17 protein-coding genes are annotated in these 16,679 nt (G+C 71.4%); 12 read left to right on the top strand and 5 right to left on the bottom strand.

Features of this window, described 5'->3' with window-relative positions; translation table 11 throughout:
* Positions 1-67: 67 nt before the first annotated feature.
* The 8 genes from BLR46_RS04220 (at position 68) to BLR46_RS04255 (ending at position 7,189) form a co-directional block, all read left to right on the top strand.
* Positions 68-784 carry a DUF4129 domain-containing protein gene (locus BLR46_RS04220; RefSeq protein WP_176761652.1) on the top strand — a complete coding sequence of 239 codons (717 nt, stop codon included), beginning with the start codon at positions 68-70 and terminating at the stop codon, positions 782-784.
* On the top strand, positions 781-1,281 hold the full coding sequence (locus tag BLR46_RS04225; RefSeq protein ID WP_093249134.1) for a hypothetical protein: 501 nt from the start codon (positions 781-783) through the stop codon (positions 1,279-1,281). Before BLR46_RS04220 ends, BLR46_RS04225 begins: the two co-directional genes overlap by 4 nt.
* Positions 1,278-2,261, top strand: coding sequence for an AAA family ATPase (locus BLR46_RS04230; RefSeq protein WP_245701481.1), 984 nt, complete (start codon positions 1,278-1,280; stop codon positions 2,259-2,261). The genes BLR46_RS04225 and BLR46_RS04230 overlap by 4 nt, the downstream gene beginning before the upstream one ends.
* Positions 2,258-3,523 (top strand): DUF58 domain-containing protein, encoded by a 1,266-nt coding sequence (locus BLR46_RS04235; protein ID WP_093249136.1) that lies wholly within the window; start codon positions 2,258-2,260, stop codon positions 3,521-3,523. The genes BLR46_RS04230 and BLR46_RS04235 overlap by 4 nt, the downstream gene beginning before the upstream one ends.
* Positions 3,520-4,089, top strand: a complete 570-nt coding sequence (locus tag BLR46_RS04240) for a hypothetical protein (protein WP_093249138.1) — start codon at positions 3,520-3,522, stop codon at positions 4,087-4,089. Before BLR46_RS04235 ends, BLR46_RS04240 begins: the two co-directional genes overlap by 4 nt.
* Before the next feature lie 119 nt (positions 4,090-4,208).
* The gene (locus tag BLR46_RS04245; RefSeq protein WP_093249139.1) at positions 4,209-5,936 is read left to right on the top strand and encodes a carbon starvation CstA family protein; all 1,728 of its coding nucleotides are present in this window, start codon (positions 4,209-4,211) and stop codon (positions 5,934-5,936) included.
* Entirely contained in the window at positions 5,937-6,236 is a 300-nt protein-coding gene (locus BLR46_RS04250; RefSeq protein WP_218118313.1) for a cory-CC-star protein, read from the top strand.
* Positions 6,227-7,189: an ArsA family ATPase gene (locus BLR46_RS04255; protein WP_093249141.1), complete on the top strand. Its 963-nt coding sequence runs from the start codon at positions 6,227-6,229 to the stop codon at positions 7,187-7,189. Before BLR46_RS04250 ends, BLR46_RS04255 begins: the two co-directional genes overlap by 10 nt.
* A gap of 4 nt (positions 7,190-7,193) precedes the next feature.
* On the opposite strand, the gene treS is transcribed toward BLR46_RS04255, so the two are convergent.
* The gene (treS, locus tag BLR46_RS04260; RefSeq protein ID WP_093249143.1) at positions 7,194-9,422 is read right to left on the bottom strand and encodes a maltose alpha-D-glucosyltransferase; all 2,229 of its coding nucleotides are present in this window, start codon (positions 9,420-9,422) and stop codon (positions 7,194-7,196) included.
* Positions 9,423-9,558: 136 nt separating this feature from the next.
* On the opposite strand from treS, the gene BLR46_RS04265 reads away from it, so the two are divergent.
* Positions 9,559-9,954, top strand: coding sequence for a DUF302 domain-containing protein (locus BLR46_RS04265; RefSeq protein WP_093249145.1), 396 nt, complete (start codon positions 9,559-9,561; stop codon positions 9,952-9,954).
* Positions 9,955-9,962: 8 nt separating this feature from the next.
* On the opposite strand, the gene BLR46_RS04270 is transcribed toward BLR46_RS04265, so the two are convergent.
* Genes BLR46_RS04270 through BLR46_RS04280 form a run of 3 tightly spaced genes read right to left on the bottom strand, consistent with a single transcriptional unit; the run spans position 9,963 to position 12,040 of the window.
* Complete coding sequence (locus BLR46_RS04270; protein ID WP_093249147.1) at positions 9,963-10,553, bottom strand: cysteine hydrolase family protein; 591 nt, start codon at positions 10,551-10,553, stop codon at positions 9,963-9,965.
* Between the two features lie 25 nt (positions 10,554-10,578).
* Entirely contained in the window at positions 10,579-11,307 is a 729-nt protein-coding gene (locus BLR46_RS04275) for an SDR family oxidoreductase (RefSeq protein WP_093249149.1), read from the bottom strand.
* A gap of 1 nt (position 11,308) precedes the next feature.
* Positions 11,309-12,040 carry an SDR family oxidoreductase gene (locus tag BLR46_RS04280; RefSeq protein ID WP_176761653.1) on the bottom strand — a complete coding sequence of 244 codons (732 nt, stop codon included), beginning with the start codon at positions 12,038-12,040 and terminating at the stop codon, positions 11,309-11,311.
* A gap of 320 nt (positions 12,041-12,360) precedes the next feature.
* On the opposite strand from BLR46_RS04280, the gene BLR46_RS04285 reads away from it, so the two are divergent.
* The 3 genes from BLR46_RS04285 to BLR46_RS04295 are packed head-to-tail and all read left to right on the top strand — an operon-like array spanning position 12,361 to position 15,283.
* A complete protein-coding gene (locus BLR46_RS04285) occupies positions 12,361-13,173 on the top strand; it encodes an ATP-binding cassette domain-containing protein (RefSeq protein WP_245701483.1) in 813 nt (270 codons plus the stop codon).
* On the top strand, positions 13,170-14,225 hold the full coding sequence (locus BLR46_RS04290) for an ABC transporter permease (protein ID WP_218118314.1): 1,056 nt from the start codon (positions 13,170-13,172) through the stop codon (positions 14,223-14,225). The genes BLR46_RS04285 and BLR46_RS04290 overlap by 4 nt, the downstream gene beginning before the upstream one ends.
* Positions 14,226-14,251: 26 nt before the next feature.
* Positions 14,252-15,283: an ABC transporter substrate-binding protein gene (locus BLR46_RS04295; protein ID WP_093249156.1), complete on the top strand. Its 1,032-nt coding sequence runs from the start codon at positions 14,252-14,254 to the stop codon at positions 15,281-15,283.
* On the opposite strand, the gene BLR46_RS04300 is transcribed toward BLR46_RS04295, so the two are convergent.
* Positions 15,265-16,668: an FGGY family carbohydrate kinase gene (locus BLR46_RS04300; protein ID WP_093249159.1), complete on the bottom strand. Its 1,404-nt coding sequence runs from the start codon at positions 16,666-16,668 to the stop codon at positions 15,265-15,267. The two genes, BLR46_RS04295 and BLR46_RS04300, sit on opposite strands and share 19 nt — an antisense overlap.
* Positions 16,669-16,679: the final 11 nt, after the last annotated feature.

Consider the following 16,679-nt stretch of genomic DNA (forward strand, 5'->3'; position numbering starts at 1 on the left):
CCGGTGGTCGCGGCTGCCCGGCTTCCCCGCGCTAACGCCGGCCGCTGTCCCGCCTACAATCGACCCCATGTCATCGAGGACCCTGAGCCGTTCGGCGGGCGCCGTCGTCGCGGCGGTCCTGGTCCTCCTCTTCGTCGCCGGCCTCGGGGCGGGCAGTTCGCTGCCGCCGCTGGTCGCCTTCCCGGAGCGCACCGTCGGCATCCCGCCGCCGTCTGCGGCCGAGTCCAACCCCTACGACGTCGACCTCGAGGACCCGGTGGAGTCGGAGGCCGAGCTGCCGCTGCTGCCCGGCGTCCCCGACTGGGTGACCGACGTGCTCTGGTTCGTCGCGCTGTTCGTGGTGCTGCCGACGGTGGTGTGGGTGGTCGCGCGGCTCGTGCAGCAGCAGTTGGCGATCCGCGCGCGTCGTGCCGAGGCACCCCACGTCGCCTTCGACGAGGAGCCGCTGCGGGTCGACGCGGAGGAGCTCGCCGGGTCGTTCGCGGAGACGCTCTTCGCGCTGCGCCGCGGGGTCGACGTGGATGCCGCGATCCTCGCCTGCTGGCGGCGCCTCGAGGACCTGGTCGCCGCGACCGGGACCGTCCGCCGCCCCACGCAGACCGCCGACGAGTTCACCGTGGACGTGCTGTCGGCGACGCGGGCCGACGACGCCGCGCTGCACCGGCTCGCCGCCCTGTACCGCGAGGCGGCCTTCTCGGCCCACGCCCTGGGCGACGAGGACCGCGACGCCGCGCTCGACGCGCTGGAGCGCCTGCACGTTTCCCTCACGGCGGCTACGCGGTGAACGGCCGGGGGCCGGTCGCGCACCTGCTGGCCGCGGAGGCGATCGCGCTGGCGATCCTCGTCGTCTTCACCGTCGCCGGCTTCGACGTGTCCGTCTGGCCCTGGCTCCTGTTCGGCGCGCTGGGCGGTGCCGCGTGGTGGGTCGTCGGCACTCGGGTGCCCACCGCGCCGGCCGTCGGCTGGCGGCCCCCGCGCGCCGACCCCGCACCCATGCGGTTCGCCGCCGACCTCCAGACCCGCCGCACGGTGACCATGATCGACGACGCCCAGCCGGCCAAGGGGTTCACCGCCGTGGCCCTGACCGACGCGCTCGCCGACCGTGCCGCCGCCCGCCTCGTCCGCCACCACGGCCTGCCCGCCGACGATCCGCTCGCCCAGGCCGAGGGCCTGCTCAGCCCGCAGTTGCTGGACTACCTCCGCCGCGCGGGCACCGACCGCACCCGCACCGTCAGCCCCCGCACCCTGCGCCTCTACCTGAAGGAGATCGAAGCCCTGTGAGCACCGCCCCAGTGGTTCCCCTGCCCATCGACGAGGCGGGTCGGCTCGCCGCCCGGGTCCTGGACCAGGTGGACCGGGCCCTCGTCGGCAAGCGCGACGAGATGAGCCTGGTGCTGGCCGCGGTGCTCGCCGGCGGACACGTGCTCGTCGAGGACCTGCCCGGCCTCGGCAAGACGCTCGCGGCCCGGAGCCTCGCGCAGGCGCTCGGGCTGGAGTTCGCGAGGGCCCAGTTCACGCCCGACCTGCTGCCGTCCGACCTCACCGGCTCCTGGATCTACGACCAGAACCGGGCTGAGTTCGTGTTCCGCAACGGCCCCGTCTTCACGGGCCTCCTCCTGGCCGACGAGATCAACCGCACCCCGCCGAAGACGCAGTCGGCGCTGCTCGAGGCGATGCAGGAGCGGCAGGTCACCGTCGAGGGCACGACGTTCCGCCTCCCGCGCCCGTTCCACGTCGTCGCCACCGCCAACCCGATCGAGCACGAGGGCACGTACCCGCTTCCCGAGGCGCAACTCGACCGCTTCCTCCTGAGGTTGAGCTTCGGCTACCCCGACGTCGACGAGGAGTGGGAGGTGCTGGCGCGGAGGATCAGCCGCAAGGAGGAGGACCAGCACGTCGACGCGGTGTGCGGGCCGGAAGGGCTGCTCCGGCTGCAGGCCGCGGCGGAGGAGGTGCACGTCGCCGACGGAGTGGGCCGCTACGCCGTCGACCTCGCCCGCGCCACCCGCGCCCACCCCGACGCGCTCGTCGGCGCCAGCCCGCGCGGCTCGCTGGCGCTACTGCTCTGCGCACGCGCGCTGGCGCTGCTCGCCGGCCGGGACTTCGTCATCCCCGACGATGTGAAGCGCCTCGCCCAGCCCGCCCTCGCCCACCGCATCACGGTGCGGCCGGAGCTCTGGATGAGCGACGTGACCCCGTCCGCCATCGTCGCGCAGGTGCTGGAGTCGGTCCCGGTGCCGGACGCCGAGGCCGCCGCGTGACGTTCCTCCCGACGAGGGCGCTCACCCGCGCGTGGTGGCTCGGCCTGCTGCTCGCCGTACCGGGCGTGCTGCTGGGCCGCCCCGACCTGCTCGCGCTCGCCGCCCCCTTCGTGGTGCACGCCGCGTGGGCGTGGGTGCGCAGGCCGGCGGGCCAGGTCGCCGTCCGCACGTCCCCGCGCGCGGCGACGATGGCCGAGGGCGACGCCGCCGAGCTCGCGGTCGAGGCCGGCACGCCGGGCAACCTCACCGCGGTCCAGTGGGACGGCGGCGGGCGCGTCGACTTCGACGTGGTGGGCGGCGCCCGGGTCGCGACCACCGCCCGGGTCACCGTGGCGGCGGTGCCCGACCGCTGGGGCAGGTACGTCCTCCCCGCGCCCACCGTGGCGGTCACCGACGGCACGGGGGGCTGGCGTGCGCAGGGGGAGGGCACGCCGGTGGTGCTCACCGTGCGCCCCGACGTGCAGCGTCTCGAGGGCGCGACGGGCGTCTCGCGCCCGATCGGCATCAGCGGCATCCACCGCTCCCGCGACCGCGGCGACGGCACCGACCTCTCCGACGTCCGCCCGTTCCGCGCCGGCGACCGGCTCAGGCGCATCAACTGGCGGGTCTCGTCGCGGGCGCGGGAACTGCACGTCAACTCGATGCTGGTGGAGCGCGACACCGACGTCCTCGTCGTCGTCGACACCCTCACCGAGTACGGGGCGGGCACCCGCGACGCGATCACCAGCGTCGACCTCGCGGCCCGCGCCCTCACTGCGATCACCGCGCACTACGTCGGGTTCGGCGACCGCGTCGCGATCCATGACGTGGGCGGGCGCCTGCGCCACCTGCGTCCCGGCAGCGGGCCGCGCCAGGCGCAGGCGGTGCTGACCGCGCTCTCCCGCATGCGCCGGCAGGGGAGCGAGGAGCGGCTCTTCCGCCGGGTCCCGCACGTCGCCGACGGCACCCTCGTGTTCTTCCTCTCCACGCTGTTGGACCCGTCCGTCCGCGACGAGCTGGTGCGGCTCCGGCGGCTGGGCGGCGAGGTCGTCGCCGTCGACACCCTTCCCGACGGGCTCGGCCGCGCGGCCCGCATCCCCGACTTCCGCCCGGACACACTGCTCGGCGAGGCGTGGGTGCTCCGGCGGCTGGAGCGCGACGACGCCGTCGCCCGCCTTCAGGAGCTGGGCATCCCCGTCGCGCCGTGGCGCGGGCCCACCAGCCTGGCGGCTGTGCTCCGGGCGATGGAGGCGGCGCGGAGCGCGCCCCGGAGGCTGCGGTGAAGGACCTGTTCGAGACCCTCTCGGAGGCGACCGTCACCCTCCGCGCCACGGCGCTGCCGCAGGCGCTGCTGCGGTTCCTCGTCGCCGTCGCCGGTTCCGCCGCCGGCCTGCTCTGCTTCCTCTGGTTCCCGCACCCATACGGGCCGGTCCTGCTCGGCGCGGCGATCGCCCTCGCGCTGGCCTCGGCGGTGCTGCCCGACTCCGCCGCGCCCACGGTCACGCTCGCGGGCTTGGCGCTGTGGTGGTTCGTCGGCGCCGCGGCAGCGTCGTGGTGGCAGTGGGCGGTGATGGCCCTGCTACTGGCCGTGTTCCACTTCGGGGCCGGGCTCGCCGCGGCATCCCCGCCCTGGGCGCGGGCGGACGCGGGGGTCGTGCGCCGCTGGGCGAGGAGCGCCGCCGCGTACCTCGGGCTCTCGGCCGGCGCGGTGGCGGTCGCGATCGGCGCGGCCCTGACAGCCGGGCTGCCCCGCGGCATGGGCTGGGTCGTGGCAGGCGCCGCGCTCCTGCTGGCCGCGGGCATCGCGTCGCTCCGGCGGATGGTACGCGCGCCGCAGGGCTCCCGCTAGGAGCGTTACAAGATCGTTATTTGAAATTCGTCCCACATCCGGCGGTTTCCTGATTGGGTAGGCGCAGGCACCCCCCGTGCCCGCAAACCAACGCGTACATTCTCCAAAGGAGCCCAAAGATGAGCTCACTCGTGCTCATGGTGATCGGATTGGCGGTCTTCGCCTTCGGTTACCTCGTGTATTCGAAGTACCTCGCGAATCGCGTGCTCAAGCTCGACGAGGCGTTCGTCACGCCGTCGCACGAGCTGAACGACGGCATCGACTACGTCCCCACCAACAAGTTCATCCTGTGGGGCCACCACTTCACGTCGGTCGCGGGCGCGGCCCCCATCGTCGGACCCGCCGTCGCGATCATCTGGGGTTGGCTCCCCGCATTCCTGTGGGTGACGATCGGCACCGTGTTCTTCGCCGGCATGCACGACCTCGGCGCCCTGTGGGCGTCGCAGCGCAACAAGGGCCGCTCCATCGGCTCGCTGTCGGCCCGCTACATCGGCAAGCGCGGCTCGTACCTGTTCCTCGTCGTGATCTTCCTGCTGCTGCTCATGGTCGTGACCGCCTTCGCGGTCGTCATCACCGGCCTGCTGATCAACACGCCCAGCTCGGTGATCCCCGCCTGGGGCGCCATCGTCGTGGCGGTCCTGGTCGGCCTCGCGATCTACCGCGCGAAGTGGCCGCTGCTGCCTGTGACCGTGGTCGGCGTCGTCACCCTCTACGCGCTGATCGTCGTGGGCGACCGCGTGCCCGTCGTGCTCCCGGAGAACTTCCTCGGCATCGGCCCGGCCGCGTTCTGGATCATCGTGCTGTTCGTCTACGGCGGCCTGGCGTCGCTGCTGCCAGTGTGGTTGCTGCTCCAGCCGCGTGACTACATCAACGGCGTCCAGCTGTTCGTGGGCCTGGCGCTGCTCTACGGCGCCGTCCTGATCGGCACCCTCCTGGGCGCGGACGCGACGACCATCGTCGCGCCGATGATCAACACCGCCGTCCCCGAGGGCACGCCGAGCATCTTCCCGCTGCTGTTCGTCACCATCGCCTGCGGCGCCATCTCCGGCTTCCACGGCATCGTGTCGTCGGGCACCTCCGCGAAGCAGCTCGACAAGGAGACCGACGCCCGCTTCGTCGGCTACTTCGGCGCCGTCGGCGAGGGCCTGCTCTCGCTCGGCACCATCCTCGCGGTCGCGGGCGGCTTCGGCACCCTGGCCAACTGGCAGGAGGTCTACAGCGCGTTCGGCAAGGGCGGCGTCGGTGCCTTCGTCGAGGGCGGCGGCAACCTGATGGAGCAGGGCATCGGCCTCCCGGCCTCGCTCAGCGCCACGGTGCTCGCGACGATGGCGGTGCTGTTCGCCGCCACTACGATGGACACCGGCATGCGCCTGATGCGCTTCGTCGTCCAGGAGGCGGCCAGCTCGTTCAACATGCGGGTCAACAAGTACGTCGCCACGCTGCTGGTCGTGGCCATCGGCGCCGCGATGACGTTCTCGCAGGGCCTGGAGGGCTCCGGCGGCATGCGCATCTGGCCGCTGTTCGGCACGACCAACCAGCTGCTCGCCTCGCTGACCCTGTCGATCATCGCGATCATGCTGATCCGGAAGCGCCGCAACCCGCTCCCGGCCCTGCTGCCGCTCGCCGTCGTGTTCGTCATGTCCTTCTGGGCGGCGATCAACCAGGCGTTCAGCTTCGCCAACCCGGACAACCCCGACGCGCTACTGCTGGTGCTCGACATCATCATCATCGTGTCCAGCATCTGGGTGGCGATCGAGGCGTTCATCGCCATGCGCAAGGCCCAGTCCGCCCCGCCGGAGGCCGACGACGAGGACGTCCGCCTCGAAGCGGTGAGGGAAGAAGTCTGAGTGGACCCTCGAAAGGACTCGCTCGCCCAGTGGTGGGGTCGCATGACCTCCCGCTGGGCGAGCGTGTCCCGCTCCCTTGAGGAGTACTACGCCCGCCCCTACCGGCAGGCGCTCGCGCGGGAACGCCGCGACGAGGACGACTTCTTCACGCTCGTCGTGCTGGGTGAGGCGCTGGGCGTGCCGGACCCGGCCGCCTACTACAGCGCCGAACTGCTGCCCTACCTCTTCGAGGACTTCCACTCCTGGCATCGCCGCATGGGGATGCCCCGCTCACCACTGGACCACATGTCATGCTGCTGAACGCCGTCGCCGGCCACCGCGTCCTCTTCGTCGGGGGCAAGGGCGGGGTCGGCAAGACCTCCGTGAGCTCCGCACTCGGCCACGCGCTGATGCGGCGCGGGAGAAGGGTCCTGCTCGTCTCGACGGATCCCGCCCACAACCTCGGCCACCTTTGGGAGCGGAAGGTGGGCGACGACCCCACCCGGCTCGCGTCCTCGCCCGACGGCGGTCTGATCGACGGCGTGGAGATCGACCCGAAGACCGTCGTCGAGCGCCACTTCGACGCCGTCCTCCTGCAGATGGAGCGCATGCTGCCGGAGCGGCTCCACGGGCCTGCCAAGCGGCACCTCGAGGGGGCCCGTCACGCCCCGGGCAGCCACGAGTCGGCGATGCTGGAGCGGATCGCGGAGGCCACCGAGCTCGGCCTGCGCGACTACGACGTCGTCATCTTCGACACCGCCCCGAGCGGGCACACGCTGCGGCTGCTCATGCTGCCCGAGCAGCTCACCGACTGGGCCGAGACGCTGCTGCGCAGCCGGGCGAGATCGGAGCAGTTCTCCGCCGTGCTGGAGTCGATCGTGCCGCACAAGGAGCAGCCGCCCACCGACCGGGACGCCGCCCTGCGTCGCACCCTGATCAGGCGCCGCGAGCGGTTCGCCCGGCTGCGCGACGTGCTCCATGACGACGCCGCCTTCGTCCTCGTGACCCTCGCCGAGCCAATGCCGATGGCCGAGTCGCTCGAGCTCGCCCTGCACCTGGACGAGATCGGCGTCACCCTCGCCGCGGTGGTCATCAACCGCCGCTCGCCCGGCGACGCCGGCGAGGTGCTCGCCGAGCGCAGGCGGCTGGAGGACGTCCAGGTGGAGCGGCTCCGCGCCGTCCTCGCCAGCGTGCCCACCGTCGAGCTGCCGCTGCTGCGCGGGCACCCCTCGGGCGAGGCCGGGGTGGACGCCCTGGCCCAGCAGCTCGACTGAGTGGCTAGTCGCGGATCACCATCGCCTGGCCGCCGAAGGCCGGCAGCTCCAGGTTGAAGCCGCTCATCTCGTCGATGTTGGCCACCTTGCGCCGGGTGTTCAGGTCGAAGGCGCGCCCGGCGGGGAGCAGCGCCGACTGGACCCGGGCCTCGATCTTCTCGGGCCCGAAGTTGAGCGCGGTGATCTGGGTCGTGCCCGAGGCCAGCTCGTTGACCAGCACCAGCAGCGACTTCTGGTTGACGTCGGGCACGTCGACGAGGGTGGCCGCGTCGATCCCGCCGCGCTTGCGCACCTTCAGCACCTCGGACAGCCGCGACGCGAACGAGGTCTCCCGCTTCAACTGCTCCGGCAGGGGGCCGTAGAGTGCGCGGGCCCTCGGCATCCCGGAGCTCGACTTCTTCGCGTCGGGAGCCACCCCGAGGATGTCGTAGGCGCCGCGCTCGATCCAGCGGGTGTCGCCGCTGCTGATCAGCGCCTGCACCTCCTGCCGGGGCAGCGGCAGCGCGCCGACGAGGTCCCACCCCGAGAGGGCGAACACGCCGGGCTGCCAGGCGTTGAACTTGCACAGCAGCAGGTGCGCCTGCTGGATGCGGCGGGCCACGGCGTCGGTGATGTCGTCGAGGTTGTCGATCCCGAGGCTGGCGGCGACGATCGAGGCGGTCGTGCTCGCGATGCCGTTCGTGGTGAACACGGCGTTGTAGGGCGCCGCCTCGCCGGTGAGCCTGTCGCGCATCGTCTGGCGGATGTGCTCGGCGAGCGTCTGCCCGGTGTACTGCTCGCCGCCCAACTCGTAGACGTCGTCGCGGTGGGCGGCGGCGAAGTGCACGAGCTCGTAGGTCAGCTCGTCGTGGTTCTGCATCGCGTGGATGAGCGACGCCTGGTCGACACCGATCTCCATGGCCTCCCGCAGCACGAGCCGCAGGAACTCGGTGTCGGCGGTGGCGAGCGCCACCTGCGCGGCCGGGCGGGTGATGAAGTCGTACGAGAGGTCCGGGCCGACCGCGCCCGTCTTCTGGATGTCGTCGATCGCGAGGTTCAGCTCCTGGAAGGTGAAGCCGCCCACCTTGCGCACGAGCGACCCGATGAGCTGGTTCGCCGCGAGCGACAGCGGGTGGCCCTCCGACCACGCGGGCGCTTCGAAGCTGCGCTCCACCCCGAGGAACCCGTTCGCGTCGAGCCGCAGGCCGCCGGAGCCCAGGTCGAGCAGGGAGTGCAGCGCGTCGCCCATGACCAGGCGCATGCCCGCGCAGGTGGGGTCGAGCCAGTTGATCGTCGGCTGGCCCTCCTTGAAGTAGTGCAGGTAGACCCAGCGGCGCACCCGTCCCTTGTAGTCGCGGATCGGCGGGGTGACCGACCAGTTGGTCTCCTTCACGCCCGGCTCGTAGAAGATGACGCGCTGCAACTCGCCGATGATGTAGCCCTCGGCGGCCAGGGCCTGCTCCGCCTCGACGCCCAGGTTGACCGAGTCGCGGCCCTCGGGAACGTCGGGAAGCAGGTGCCAGGCCTCCTCCGGGATGTCGACCATGTGGTAGATGCCGGGGTAGTCGCGGTAGTTCAGCTCGGCGAGCCGGAAGTCGGCGCCCTTGCCGGTGTGTCCGGGGACGATGTCGTCGATGACCGTGCCACCCATGCGCGTGGCCGTCTCGCACATGTCGCGGAACTCGTCCTCGGTGCCGAAGAGCGGGTCGATCGCCATCGAGATGCGGTCGAAGTGGCCGTCGACGCTGGGCGTCGGCTCCCAGCCCTTCAGGCCGCCGGCCAGCTTGACCGGGCCGGTGTGCACCGCGTCGATCCCCACCTGCTTGAACGCCTCCCACAGCTCCTGCGAGCCGAGCGAGTTCAAGAACGACTGGCCCGGCTTCGTGATGTGCGACAGCGGGTAGGCCGTGTACCAGACCGACGCCCGGGCGAGCGCGGCCCGGGGGTCCGGGTGCGCGTAGGGGTTGGACCACATGGTGTGCTTGCCGGCGAGCTGGCGGGCGACGCGCTCCGCATCGTGCAGCATGGACTGCTCCTCCAGCCACTCCACGTAGGCGCGGTTCGAGCCGGTGGGCTCGAAGGGCGGCGTGATCGGGCTGTCGTCGATGCTGCGACGCCGTGCACGCGGCCTCAGCCGGGTGGGGCGCGCGGCGAAGCGCTGCTCGTCGAAGCTGATCTCGGGGAGTTCCTCGACGACTTCGGGAGCGTCGGCGAAGGTCTCCTGGGGGACAGGTCCGCTGTTCTTGCTCGTCACCTGCTCAACGCTACCGACTCGGTGCGAGCACCGGCCAGCATCCAGCACCTTCGCGTACCCCCGGGGGTATGGTGGGTTTGTCCCCGCCGGCCACGGCCGCCCCCCTCAGGGTCCATGATCAACACAGGAGGAAACCATGAGCTACGGACTGCAGATCGATCTCGAGGAGCCCTTCGACGAGGTGCTCCCGAAGGTCCGGGAGTCGCTCGCCGAGAGCGGCTTCGGCATCCTGACCGAGATCGACATCAAGAAGACCCTCAAGAACAAGATCGACGTCGACGTCGAGGACCAGGTCATCCTCGGCGCCTGCAACCCCCGGTTCGCCTACCAGGGGCTCCAGGTGGAGCCGTCGCTGGGCGTGCTGCTGCCCTGCAACGTGGTGGTGCGCCGCACGGGCGAGTTGACCGTCGTCGAGGCCGTCGACCCCGAGGCGATGTTCACCGTCACCAAGAACCCGGAGATGGAGCCGCTCGCCGACCAGGTGCGCACCGCGCTCAAGGAGGCACTCGACCGCCTCTCCGGCGACGCCTGAGCCGCGCCTCAGCGGGCGAGGAAGGCCAGCGCCTCCTGCTGCCGCAGGAGGGGTTGGCGCATCTCGGTCTTCAGGAAGTCGAGCATCGCGTCGGCGAGTTCTGGGTTCTCGGAGGTGACCGCGTCCACGGCGATCGACGCGTGGAAGTCGTGGGCGAACGCGTCCGACGCGGTCTGGTTGACGCACGAGTGCGTCGAGATGCCGCACAGCAGGAGGTGCGTCACGCCGCGCTCCTCGAGCCGCTCCAGCAGGTCCGTGCGGTGGAAGGAGCTGTCCCGCGTCTTCACGATCTCGACGTGGTCGCCGGTGACGAGCCCGTCGAGGAACTCCGCCTGCCGGGTGCCCGGGAACGCGAACCCTTGGTCGTCCTCCATCATGTTCACGGTCCACGTCGAGCGGTCGCGCTCGTGCTGGGTGCGCACCAGGAAGACCGGCCGCCCCGCGTCGTGCGCGGCGCGGATCAGTTCGTTGACCTTCGGCAGGAGCTCCGTCTCCTTGCCCGCGAGGCCGGGCAATTCGAAGTAGCTGTTCTGCATGTCGATGACGACGAGGGCGCGTTCCCCCTCGCCTCGGGGGCCGTGGCCCGGTGCGTTGTCCATCGGTCCATTGTGGGGGACGGACGCGTCACACGGCGGTGAAGCCACCGTCGATCGGCAGCGTCACGGCGCTGATCATGCTCGCCTCGTTGCTGAGGAGGAAGGCGATCGGGGCGGCGATCTCGTCCTCGGTGGCGTAGCGCCCGAGCGGCATGGCCTCCAGGAGCTTCCCGCCCGTCTCGGGCTTGTCCCAGTACCAGGCGGACATCGGCGTCATGACCACCGTCGGGTTCACGGCGTTGACGCGGATGCCGTGCGGGCCCAGCTCCAGGGCGCTCACGCGGGTGATGGTGTCGACGGCGCCCTTCGAGGCTCCGTAGGAGACGTGCCCGGTGAGCGCGACGAGGGAGGCCTGGCTCGAGACGTTGACGATGGCGCCGCCGCGACCGGCAGCGATCATCTCGCGCGCCGCGTACTTCGTCACCAGCAGCGTGCCGCGGGCATTCACGGCGATGACGCGGTCGAACACCTCGATGTCCGTGTCCTGGGGGGCGGCGATCTCGCCGCCGTCGCCACCGCAGTTGACGACGCCGTACCAGTCGATCCCGGAGACGGCGCCCTCGATGGAGGCCTCGTCGCGGAGGTCGAAGGGCAGGGGGAACGCGCCGGTCTCGTCGCAGAGCGCTCGGATCTTGTCCGTGTCGCGCCCGCTGGCGTACACCGTGCAGCCGGCGGAGCGGAGCCGCCGCACCGTCGCGGCGCCGATGCCGCCGCTGGCGCCCGTGACGAGGTAGGGGCCGTCGTGGAAGGTGAGCATGTCAGATCTCCTGGTTGGTGGGGAGGAGGACCACGTCGCGGATCGTGACGTGGCGGGGGCGGTCGAGCATGAAGCAGATGGTGTCGGTCACCTGCGAGACCTCGATGCCGCGGGCGGCGGCGGCCTCGTCGCTGATGCGCTCGTCGTCGCGGTCGTAGCCCCACAACTCGGTCAGGACGACACCGGGGCCGATGGACATGACGCGGATGCCTGTGCCGACGAGCTGGCGCCGCAGGGTGTGCGCGAAGGAGACCATGGCGTGCTTCGAGGCCGAGTAGACCGGCTCCCAGTGGATGTCCTGGTAGCCCGAGACCGAGGTCACGAGCAGCACGTCGCCGCGGCCGGCGGCCCGCATCGTCGGCAGCGCGGAGCGCACCAGCTGGATCGAGCCGGTGACGTTCACGCCCAGCAGCGCGTCCACACCGGCCGGCGGGGCATCGTCCAGCTCGCCCCCGAAGTAGAGACCCGCGTTGACGACGAGCGTGTCCAGCGTCCCGAACTCCGCGAGGGCCGCTGCCACGACCTCCTCGGCGCTCCCGGGGACGCCGAGATCGGCCGCGACCACGAGGGTCGGGGATTCGCATGCCGAGGCGACCGCCTCGAGGCGGGCCCGGTCGCGCCCGACGAGCACGAGGGCGGTGTCGCCGCGCCGGGCGAGCCGGAGGGCGAGGTCGCGCCCGATGCCGGAGCTGGCGCCGGTGATGAGGGTCACGGGTAGGTCGGTCCTGGTCATCGGTCCTCCTGGGCTCGGGGTACAGGGGTGACGTGGCGGCTGCGGCGCCGCCCGAGCGTCGTCACGTCGGCGATTCTGGCACAGCACGAGCGCGCCGGCGACGGGTTGTTGCAGATTGATAAAAACCATTGACATCGTTGGCATTCGCTTCTTAGAGTGGCGTGCACATCCGAATGACAACGTTGTACTAGGTCCGCCGCGGCGGACTCACGGAGCGGTCGTCGAGCAGTATCCGGCGCCCGCAGCCTCACTCAAGTAGCCACCCCCGACCACGGCCGGTCGGGATGGATCGCCACACCGACACAGCCAGGAGGCCATTGGTGACCGCACCACCCGAAACTCGGACACCCCTGCTCGAAGCGAGGGGCCTCAGTCGTCGCTTCGGCTCCGTGCAGGCCCTCGACCAGGCGGACTTCGACGTCCACGCCGGCGAGGTCGTCGCCCTCATCGGCGACAACGGCGCTGGGAAGTCGACGATGGTGAAGGCCATGACCGGCAACCTCGACATCGACGACGGCGAACTCCTCATGGACGGCCGCAGGGTGCACTTCGAGACCCCGCACGACGCCAGCGACGCCGGGATCGAGGTGGTGCACCAGGACCTGGCGCTCGCGCCGCACCTCGACCCCGCCGGGAACATGTTCCTCGGCCGCGAGATCGTCAGGGGCGGGATCCTGGGAAAGCTCGGCTTCCTGGACAACCGCGCCATGCAGGCGGAGGCGAAGCGGGCCTTCCAGGACCTGGGCTCCGCGGTGCGCCGCGTCGACGTGCCCATCGGTGAGATGTCCGGCGGGCAGCGGCAGAGCGTCGCCATCGCCCGCTCGGTCTCCTGGGCCAGCAAGGTGCTCTTCCTCGACGAGCCCACCGCCGCGCTCGGCGTCGTGCAGACGCAGAACGTGCTCGACATGATCAAGCGCGTCCGCGACAAGGGCGTCGCCGTGGTCCTCATCTCCCACTCCATGCCGCACGTCCTGGAGGTGGCGGACCGCATCCAGGTGCTCCGGCTGGGGCGGCGGGTGGCCACCTTCGACGGCCGCGACGCATCCGTCGAGCAACTCGTCGGCGCGATGACCGGCGCCATCGAGGTGCACGACCGGAGCAGGACCACCGACGAGAGCAAGGGGCAGGCGTGACCACCACCAACGAAGAGGTCAACAAGGGCGGCCTGCTCGCGCGCACGACCAAGATGCAGTCCTTCTGGATCTTCGTCGTCCTCGTCGTGATCATCGCGTTCTTCACGCTGATGGCCCCGGGCAAGTTCGCCACCTACAACAACGTCACCAACATCGTGCAGAACGTGTCGATCTGGGCGGTGATCGCCGTCGGCATGACGTACATCATCATCACGGCGGGCATCGACCTGTCCGTCGGCTCGCTGCTCGTGTTCTCGTCGGTGATGTCGGCGAAGGTCATGGAGTCGATGGGCGGCGAAGGCTGGACCACCGCGCTGGTGGGTCTGCTCGTCGCGCTGGTGTCCGGCGTGGCGTGGGGACTGTTCAACGGGTTCGTGATCGCGAAGGCGAAGGTGCCGCCGCTCATCGTGACGCTGGGCTCCCTGTCGCTCGCGCTCGGCGCGGCGCAGATCATGACCGGCGGCCTCGACATCCGCTCGGCGCCGGTGGTGCTGCAGGACGTCATCGGCTACGGGCGCTTCCTCGGCATCCCCGCCATCTCGCTGATCTCGCTCGCCGTGGTGGTGATCGGCGGCGTCTGGCTCCACAAGACCAGGTTCGGCCGGTACACCTACGCGGTGGGCTCCAACGAGATCGCCGCCCGGCGCGTCGGCATCAACGTCGACCGGCACCTCATCCTCGTCTACGCGCTGGGCGGACTGCTCTGCGGACTGGCCGGGATCCTCTCGCTGTCGCAGTACGGCACCACCACCATCGCGGGGCAGAGCATGACGAACCTCAACGTCATCACCGCGGTGGTCATCGGCGGCACGTCGATCTTCGGCGGCCAGGGGTCGATGCTCGGCACGATGATCGGGCTCTTCATCCCGGCTGTCCTGCAGTCCGGGTTCGTCATCATCGGCGTCTCGCCCTACTGGCAGACGGCCGCGGTCGGCGCCATCCTCATCGCCGCGGTCTACGTGGACCAGCAGCGGCGCTCCCAGGTCCTGAGGGGCGGGAAGCCCCGCACCAAGGGCAAACAGCCAACCACCAAACACCCAGCCACCACCTGACCGAACACCAACCAAAGGAGAGAACGATGAAGTTCAGCATCAGGACCGCAGCGGTCCTCGGCGCGTTCACGCTCGCGCTGGGCGCCTGCACCACCGGCGCCCCGGAGACGTCCCCGACGGGCGCCGCGGACCCCACCGAGAGCACCAGCGAGGCGACCGGCGGAGAGAGCACCCCCGCGGAGGGAGGTGGCGGAACGATCGCCTTCGTCCAGGGCGTGCAGGGCGACGAGTTCTACATCACCATGGAGTGCGGCATCCTCTCGGAGGCCGAGAAGCTCGGCTACACGGTCGAGACGCAGGGTCCGACGAAGTTCGACCCAACCCTGCAGCAGCCCATCATCGACTCGGTGGTCGCCTCCTCGCCTGACGCGCTCCTCGTGGCGCCGACGGACGTGACCGCGATGCAGCGCCCGCTCGAGCGGGCGGCCGAGTCGGGCATCAAGGTCGTGCTCGTGGACACGACGGTGGAGGACCCCTCCTTCGCCGTGACCGGCATCGCCTCCGACAACATCGGCGGCGGCGCCGCCGCGTTCGACGCCATCAAGGAGTTGAAGCCCGAGGGCGGCAAGGTGCTCGTCATCAGCACCGATCCCGGCGTCTCCACCCTCGACGCCCGCGTGAAGGGCTTCGAGGAAGCGGTGGCGGAGGACTCGGCGTTCGAGTACGTGGGCGTCCAGTACAGCCACAACGACCCGGCGACCGCGGCGAACCTCGTCTCGGCCGCACTCCAGAAGGATCCCGACATCGTCGGCATCTTCGCCGCGAACCTGTTCGCGGCCGAGGGCTCCGCGACGGGCATCCGCCAGGCCGGCGCGACGGACGTCGCCGTCATCGGCTTCGACGCCGGGCCCAACCAGGTCGAGGCGCTGAAGGCGGGCACCGTGCAGGCGCTCGTGGCGCAGCAGCCGTTCGAGATCGGCGTGATGGGCGTCCAGGCCGCCGACAAGGCGCTTAAGGGCGAGGAGAAGCAGGAGGACATCCAGACCGACTTCACCATCATCACCATGGACAACCTCGAGGGCGAAGGCGGGGAGGCGGTCTACAAGTCCAGCTGCTGAGCAGCGAGGCCACTGAACCGGTGACGCCGGTCGACCAGGGCTGGATCCCGATGCGGTTCGATGATCTCCCTCTCCCGGGGGACGGACCAGTCGGGGTCCAGCCCTGCCGCGTGGAAGCCGAGCCGCGCGGCCCCGAGGGCGGTGGCGTCGGCGACGGTCGAACGCCGCGCCGGGAGGCCGACGGCGTCGCACAGCAACTGCCGCATGCGCGCGTCGCGGGTGCCGCCGCCGGAGAGGCGCAGCGACGTGGGGCGCTCCGGGAGGGCCGCGATCGCGTCGGCCACCTGGAAGGCGACCGCCTCCAGCGCGGCGCGCAACAGGTCGGCGCGGGTGGTACCGAGGCCGAGGCCGTGCCAGCCCGCGGCGTCACCGGCCCAGAGCCGGGGTAGCCGGTCGGGCGAGAACCATGGCTGGAACGCCACCCGCGACCCGGGGGCGGGCTGCTCGTCGAGGCTCGCGTAGACCTCGTCCCATTCCGCGCGCAGCAGGGCACGCACCTGGCCGAGCGCGAGGCCCCCGTTCTGGGGCGCCACCATCGAGTACCACCCTCCGTCGGCGCGGGCGAAGGTGTGGCAGGTGGGCGTCTCGGCGGGGCGTGCCTCGTCGGTCTCCATGCAGACCTGGATGCCGGTGCCCAGGTTGACCAGCGCCTCGCCGGGCTGCAGCCGGGTGGCGAGGAGCGTGGCCGCGGTGTCGCCGCAGCCCACCGAGACGGGGAGCCCGCCGGGCAGCGGGCCGAACGGCCGCGACTCCAGCGCGGTGCCGGAGGGCAGGGCCTCCGGCAACAGGTCGGTCCGGATGCCGACGGCGCGGGCGAGTTCCGCGTGCCATCGCCCACCGGGCACGTCCCAGACCAGGGTGGCTGAGGCGTCGGAGGGATCGGTGACGAGCGGCCCGGTGGCGAGCTGTGCGCGGACCCAATCCTTGGGGGAGCAGGCGTACTCGGCCCGCTCCATCGTCGCGGGCTCGTGGCTCCCGAGCCAGGCGAGCAGCGGCCCGAACATCCCCGGCGCGAGGGGGTTGGCGAGGGAGGCGCGGACGGTGGCGGGCAGGCCGCGCCACAGCTCCAGCTCCGCCATGGCGCGCGAGTCGGGCCACAGCATGGCGGGGCGCAGCGCGACGCGGCCGGCCCCGAGCACGACGCCGTGCATCTGCCCGTCCAGACCCACGCCGACGACGTCGTCCTCGGCGCCGTCGAGCACCTCCGAGAGCCCCGACTCCAGCGCGCGCGCCCACTCGGCCGGGTCGGTCTCCGCCCAACCCTGGTGGGGGGAGCGGACCGGGTAATCGACGCTGGTGGAGCGCAGCATGGTGCCGTCGCGGGCGACGAGCGCGATCTTCGCGCTGCTGGTCCCGAGGTCGATCGCGCAGACCGTTGCGCCCATCCGAAGTCCTC

This window comes from Tessaracoccus oleiagri (genome assembly GCF_900103275.1).
GTDB lineage: Bacteria > Actinomycetota > Actinomycetes > Propionibacteriales > Propionibacteriaceae > Arachnia > Arachnia oleiagri.